Raw genomic sequence first — 6,342 nt, 5'->3', positions numbered from 1 at the left:
TGCTTACGGCGCGGAAACGCGCTGGGCACCCGAGCCGGTGACGGTGACGCTGGGCGGCGTGCCGGTGCCGCTGCCGCCGGGTGCGTTCCTGCAAGCCACGGTCGAAGGGGAAGCGGCGCTGGTTCAGGCGGTGCGCGCGATCGTCGGCGATGCGCGTAACGTGGCCGATCTGTTCGCCGGCCTCGGCACCTTTGCGCTGGGGATGGCGCCATCGGCGCGCGTTTATGCCGGGGAGGGCGCGCGCGACGCGGTCCTGTCGCTCAAGGGCGCGGCGGCGCAGGCAGGGCGGCTGCTGTTCGCCGATCATCGCGATTTGTTCCGCCGCCCGCTGACGGTCGAGGAACTCAATCGTTTCGACGCGGTGATCCTCGACCCGCCGCGCGCGGGCGCGCGCGAACAGGCTGCGGCGCTGGCGGAATGCGCGGTGCCGCGCATCGCCTATGTCTCGTGCAATCCCAGCAGCTTCGCGCGCGATGCGAAGGCGATGTGCGAGGGCGGCTATCGCCTCGACCGGGTGCAGCCGGTGGGGCAATTCACCTGGTCGACGCATGTCGAACTGGTGGCCAGCTTCAGCCGCTGACGGCAGCCGTCGGATAATCGGCGCGCAGGAAATACAGGCCATCGGGCGGCGCGTTCAGGCCCAGCGCACCGCGGTCGCGCGCGGCCAGCGCGGTGGCCATGTCGTCGGGCGTCCAGCGGCCCTGTCCGACCAGCGACAGGCACCCGACCATCGAGCGGACTTGATGGTGCAGGAACGACCGCGCGGAAGCGAAGATGCGGATCAGGTCGCCGTCGGCCATCACCTCCAGCCGGTCGAGCGTCCGCACCGGGCTGTCCGCCTGACAATGCGCCGAGCGGAATGTGGTGAAGTCGTGCCGTCCGACCAGATGCGCCGCCCCCACCGCCATCGCCGCCACGTCCAGCGGCGGCGCGACGCGCCACACAAATCCCGATTCCACCGTCAGCGGCGCACGGCGCGCGCGGATGCGATATTCATAATGGCGCGCGACACATGAAAAGCGGGCATGCCAGTCGTCGGGCACCACTTCGCACGCCAGCACCGCGACCGGGTGCGGGCGCAGCCGCGCGTTCAGCGCCTCCATCAGGCGAAAGGGTGCGATCGGCTTTTCGATGTCGCAATGCGCGCGCATCCCCAGCGCATGGACGCCGGTGTCGGTGCGCCCGGCGGCGTGGACCAGCACATCCTCACCCGTGACGGCATGGGCGGCATCCTCCACCGCCTGCTGCACGCTGGGACCGTGCGCTTGATGCTGCCACCCCATGAACGGGCGGCCGTCCCATTCGATCGTCAGGGCAAAGCGCGTCACGACAGGATCGTCCCCGGCGCGATGGCGAACCCGCGCAGCAACTCCGCCGGGGTCATCGGCCCGCGGCCTGCGCGCTGGACCAGTCTGGGCACGATCAGCCCCTCGCCACAGCCGATGGTGAAGCCTTCCCGCTCTTCACCTACGGCGCCGTTCGGGGCGCTGCCCAGCGTGGCATCGGCTTCCAGCAGTTTCACCCGTTCGCCGTTCACTTCGAAAAACGCGCCCGGCGCGGGGTTGAAGGCGCGGACCTGCCGCTCGACCTCGATCGCAGTTCGCGAGAAATCGAGCCGCGCCTCGGCCTTTTCGATCTTGGCGGCATGGGTCACGCCGTTCGCGCTCTGGGCGACGGGTGGATAGGCGTCCGGGTCGGCCAGAACCTGGACCATCGCCGCCGCGCCCATGGCGCTTAATTCGTCGGTCAGCGCGCCTGCCGTCTTGCCCTCGACCGTCGTGCGGCGCTCAAGCCGGAGCGGGCCGGTGTCCAGCCCAGCTTCCATCTGCATGATGCCGACGCCGGTTTCCGCATCGCCCGCCAGGATCGCGCGCTGGATCGGCGCGGCCCCCCGCCAGCGCGGCAGCAGTGATGCGTGGACGTTCAGGCAGCCAAGGCGCGGCGCGTCCAGCACCGCGCGCGGCAGGATCAGGCCATAAGCCGCCACCACGGCCACATCGGCGGCGTGTGCGGCGAATGCGGCTTGCGCGTCCGCATCGCGCAGCGTCACCGGGGTCAGCACCGGCACGCCCAGCGTCTCGGCCCGCGCATGGACGGGGGTGGGGGTCAGCGCCCTGCCCCGGCCGCTGCGACGCGGCGGCTGGCTGTAAACTGCGATGATGTCGTGGCCCGCTTGTACAAGTGCGTCCAGCACCGGCACGGCGAACTGGGGCGTGCCCATGAAGATGATCCGCATGACGCCTGTCTCAACCGCTTGGCAGGGGCGGGCGCAAGCCCCTATCTGTAGAGGCAATGGCTTCTCATGAAATCGAGGCACTGGCACAGGCGCTGTCGCGGCTACCCGGACTGGGGCCGCGTTCGGCGCGGCGTGCGGTCCTGCACCTCATCAAACGCCGCGAAACCGCGCTTGCGCCGCTGCTGGATGCGCTGGCGGCGGTGAACGACCGGCTGGTGACGTGCGCGACGTGCGGCAATGTCGACACCAGCGATCCGTGCGCGATCTGCGCCGACCCGCGCCGCGATGCGCGCGCCTTGTGTGTGGTGGAGGAAGTGGCCGATCTGTGGGCGCTCGACCGGTCGCGCCTGTTTCCCGGTCGTTTTCATGTGCTGGGCGGGCGGCTGTCGGCGCTGGAGGGCGTGCGGCCGGAGGACCTGTCGATCGACGCGCTGATGCGCCGGATCGAAGGGGGCGGCATTGACGAGGTGGTGCTGGCGATGAACGCCACGCTGGAGGGGCAGACGACCGCCCATTACCTGGCCGAGCGGATCGAGCGGTTCCCGGTGCGCGTCACGCAACTGGCGCACGGCCTGCCCGTCGGGGGCGAGCTGGATTATCTGGACGAGGGGACGCTGGCCCAGGCATTGCGCGCGCGGCGTCCCGTCGCTTGACCCGATCGCGGCCAGCCGCCATTTTAGGGCGATGGCCGTTCTTCCCATCATCGAGATTCCCGATCCGCGCCTCAAGCTGGTTTCCGAACCCGTCGAAACCATCGACGACGGCGTGCGCCAGCTCGTCGCCGACATGTTCGACACCATGTATGACGCCCCCGGCATCGGGCTGGCCGCGATCCAGGTCGCCGTGCCCAAGCGCATCATGGTCATCGACCTGCAGGAGCAGGAGGGGGAGGACGGCAAGCCGATCCGCGACCCCCACGCCTTCATCAACCCCGAAATCCTTGAAGTCTCGGACGAGCGCCGCTGCTATCAGGAAGGTTGCCTGTCGATTCCCGACCAGTTTGCCGAAGTCGAGCGGCCCGACCGCTGCCGCGCGCGCTGGCTGGATGTGGACGGCAATATGCAGGAAGCGTGGTTCGACGGGCTGATGGCGACCTGCCTCCAGCATGAGATGGATCACCTGAACGGTGTGCTGTTCATCGACCATCTGTCGCGCCTGAAACGCGACATGGTGCTGAAGAAACTCGCCAAGGCGCGCAAGGCGGCGGCTTGAGGCTTTGATGCGGGCGGGTTAGGTTCGCATTCCGTTCACCTCCGGAGTTTGCGTCGGCCATGGACCCTGTTCTCGCCATTCTGCTCGTCGTCGCCGCGCTGGTCGTCGGTGCCGTGCTGGGCTGGTTTCTCGGCAACCGGGGGGTCGATGCCGCGCGCGCCGAACGCGACGCGCGCGAGGCCGATTTCAAGAAAGCAATTACCGACCTGGCGCTGGCCAGCGACCGGGCGGCGCGCATGGGCGAGTTGGTAAGCGAGAACGAAACGCTGCGGATCGAGCGCGATACCGCGCGGCTGGACCTTGCCACGCTCAAGGCCGATGCCCGCGCGTTCGAGGCGCGGCTGGAGGAGTTCAAGGCGGCCAAGGACATGATGGCCGGCCAGTTCGCCGATGTCGCCAACAAACTGCTGGGCGACGCGCAGGCGGCGTTCCTCAACCGCGCCAACGAACGCTTCCATCAGGCGGGCGAGAATAACGAGATCAAGATCAGGGCGCTGCTGGCCCCCGTCGAACAGACGCTGAAGCGCTATGAAGCGCGAATCGAAACCGTCGAAAAGGAACGCACCGAAGCCTATGGCCAGCTAAAGGGCCTGATGGAAGGGATGCGCGCCGGACAGGAAGGCGTGCGGGCGGAAGCGGCCAAGCTGGTCAATTCGCTGCGCGCCGCTCCCAAGGCGCGCGGCCGCTGGGGCGAGCAGCAGCTTCGCAACGTGCTGGAAACCTGTGGTCTGGCTGAACATACCGACTTCATGATGGAAGTGTCGGTCGACACCGACGGCGGGCGGCTGCGCCCCGATGCGATCGTCAAGGTGCCGGGCAATTCGTTGCTGGTGATCGACGCCAAGGTATCGCTCAACGCCTATCAGGACGCTTACGGCGCGGTGGACGAGGCCGAGCGCGCCGGGCATCTGGGCGCGCATGTCGCGTCGATGAAAGCGCACGTCAACGCACTGGGCAACAAGGCCTATCAGGGCCAGTTCGAGAATACGCCCGAGTTCGTCATCATGTTCGTGCCGGGCGAACATTTCCTCTCGGCCGCGCTGGAGCATGAGCCGGGGTTGTGGGACTATGCGTTCGACCGCCGCGTGCTGATCGCGACCCCCACCAACCTGATCGCCATCGCCCGCACCGTCGCGGCGGTGTGGCGGCAGGAAAAACTGGCCGGCGAGGCGCGGCAGATCGCCGAACTGGGCCGCGAACTGCATGCGCGCGTCTGCACCATGGGCGCGCATATTGCCAAGGTCGGCAAGAATCTGGAAACCGCGACCAGCGCCTACAACGCCTTTGTCGGTTCGATCGAAAGTCAGGTGATGACCCAGGCCCGGCGTTTCGAGGGGCTGAACATCGACACCGGCACCAAGACGATCGACCCGTTGCCGATGGTGGAGGCCAGCCCGCGCCCGCTCAGCAAGCTTATGGTGGAGGAAGATCGGTCACCCGCTTTGCCGGAAGCGGCGGAATAACCCGGCGCCACGGCGGCGTCGCATCGGTTGGCCGCCAGCAGGGTTCGAGCGCGGCGGCCAGGCGCACGGCCCATCCGCTGGGCGCGCGGTCGTCGATGATGCCCGTATAGGTCGAAAGCCGCGTATAGCTGCTGGCGAAGCGAACGGTCATCGTGTCGGCGTGCAGGGCCATTTCCATCGCCGGTGGCCCATCGGGGTCCGTGACCGCCAATGGGACCCATTGCATTGTTGCTGCCTGTGACATGACGGCTTTCGCGGTCGGACAGGTTGAAATGTCGGCTTCGAGAAACCCCAGCTTCGCCTTGTCCAGCGCATCGGCGATCTGATCGCGTGTCTTCGCGCCGCTTTTGACTATCGCGCCGATCAATGCCTGTCCCGCCCAGCGCGGGCGTTCGACCTTTAGCGCGTTGGGCGCCCGGACCAGTCGGGCCATGAGCGTCGACCGGCACGCGCCACGCTCGCCCGGGCACTGGCGGCGGAGGGCGATGGCATAGACCGGATAAGCGTAATCGTCGCCGCGATACTGGATCTGCACCAGATCGTTGCCGGGTGCTTCGAACAGTCGGGCGGGATCGAAGGCAAGGTCGGTAATCGTCGCTTGCGGCTCCGGCGCTGTCTGGCCCAGCGCCAGTGCCGCGAGCGCGACGATCATGGCCGCACCGGCACCAAGGTCAGGCTGCCCTTGTCGCCGGTCAGCATCACGCCGTCCTTGCCGCGCACGACGCTGAGCGGCCCGCGCAGGATTTCGGTGATGCGTGCTTCCTGCTCCATGGCCGCGCCGGGACAGGCCATGCGCGTGGTCGCCACGCCGTCCAGCGTCAGCCGGTCGTCGCTCAGCGAATAGCTGCCCATCACGCGGTTGCATCCGGTCGTGCCACTCAATCGCCCCTCCGCAAAGGTTAGCGTCGCGGGGCGGGGGGCGGGCGGGGCAGCGCCGTCGACGGCGTTGATCCGCCATTCCTGCCCGGTCAGCGCATCCTCGTCCGCAGCGGGCATGCCGCATCCTTTCAACTCGCGGCCATCGGCGATGACGAGCACCGTATCGGGATAACGCCGGTCGCTCATCCCGTCGCTGCACGGCGCGTGGGTGATGTCGAGGGTCAGCCGGTCGGTGACATAACGCTCGCCGTTCAGGCTGGCGCGCGCCGTCGGCGCGGTCACGTCGATCACCGTGCCCGACGGATCGTCATAACGCATTCGTCCATGGGCCAGCGTGACCGACCAGAACGGTTCGGTGCCGATCGCGCGATAGGGCGCAGCGGGGGCGGCGGCGGGCGGGCCAACGGGCGGCATCGCGGTGCAAGCCGCGAGCAGGGTGAGCGGAATCAGCGTGCGAAGCATAGGCAGCAGATTGAACTCGCGCCGGTCGCGGCGCAATCCCGCGTCGTGCGATTTCGCGCGTGACACCGCTCTGCCCCTTGATCTAGGGCG

General features: G+C 68.1%; 8 protein-coding genes. 4 read left to right on the top strand and 4 right to left on the bottom strand.

Features of this window, described 5'->3' with window-relative positions; all coding sequences use genetic code 11:
• Positions 1-580 (top strand): class I SAM-dependent RNA methyltransferase (locus VL973_RS09775; RefSeq protein WP_414712229.1); only part of this gene is annotated, 580 nt, incomplete at its 5' end.
• Here the strand turns inward: VL973_RS09775 and truA are convergent.
• Both truA and fmt read right to left on the bottom strand, forming a co-directional pair.
• Positions 570-1,328, bottom strand: coding sequence for a tRNA pseudouridine(38-40) synthase TruA (truA, locus tag VL973_RS09770; protein WP_325283831.1), 759 nt, complete (start codon positions 1,326-1,328; stop codon positions 570-572). The genes VL973_RS09775 and truA overlap by 11 nt on opposite strands.
• Complete coding sequence (gene fmt / locus VL973_RS09765; RefSeq protein WP_325283830.1) at positions 1,325-2,236, bottom strand: methionyl-tRNA formyltransferase; 912 nt, start codon at positions 2,234-2,236, stop codon at positions 1,325-1,327. Before fmt ends, truA begins: the two co-directional genes overlap by 4 nt.
• A 56-nt stretch (positions 2,237-2,292) precedes the next feature.
• On the opposite strand from fmt, the gene recR reads away from it, so the two are divergent.
• The 3 genes from recR to VL973_RS09750 are packed head-to-tail and all read left to right on the top strand — an operon-like array spanning position 2,293 to position 4,911.
• The gene (recR, locus tag VL973_RS09760; RefSeq protein WP_325283829.1) at positions 2,293-2,889 is read left to right on the top strand and encodes a recombination mediator RecR; all 597 of its coding nucleotides are present in this window, start codon (positions 2,293-2,295) and stop codon (positions 2,887-2,889) included.
• 31 nt (positions 2,890-2,920) lie between these two features.
• Positions 2,921-3,448, top strand: a complete 528-nt coding sequence (gene def, locus VL973_RS09755; protein WP_325283828.1) for a peptide deformylase — start codon at positions 2,921-2,923, stop codon at positions 3,446-3,448.
• A gap of 59 nt (positions 3,449-3,507) precedes the next feature.
• The gene (locus VL973_RS09750) at positions 3,508-4,911 is read left to right on the top strand and encodes a DNA recombination protein RmuC (protein ID WP_325283827.1); all 1,404 of its coding nucleotides are present in this window, start codon (positions 3,508-3,510) and stop codon (positions 4,909-4,911) included.
• On the opposite strand, the gene VL973_RS09745 is transcribed toward VL973_RS09750, so the two are convergent.
• Both VL973_RS09745 and VL973_RS09740 read right to left on the bottom strand, forming a co-directional pair.
• On the bottom strand, positions 4,862-5,563 hold the full coding sequence (locus tag VL973_RS09745; RefSeq protein ID WP_325283826.1) for a hypothetical protein: 702 nt from the start codon (positions 5,561-5,563) through the stop codon (positions 4,862-4,864). The two genes, VL973_RS09750 and VL973_RS09745, sit on opposite strands and share 50 nt — an antisense overlap.
• Positions 5,560-6,318 (bottom strand): META domain-containing protein, encoded by a 759-nt coding sequence (locus tag VL973_RS09740; RefSeq protein ID WP_325283825.1) that lies wholly within the window; start codon positions 6,316-6,318, stop codon positions 5,560-5,562. The genes VL973_RS09745 and VL973_RS09740 overlap by 4 nt, the downstream gene beginning before the upstream one ends.
• Positions 6,319-6,342: the final 24 nt, after the last annotated feature.

The organism is Sphingomonas sp., from assembly GCF_035490575.1.
Lineage (GTDB): Bacteria > Pseudomonadota > Alphaproteobacteria > Sphingomonadales > Sphingomonadaceae > Sphingomonas.
This window is presented reverse-complemented; position numbering and strand designations above follow the sequence as displayed.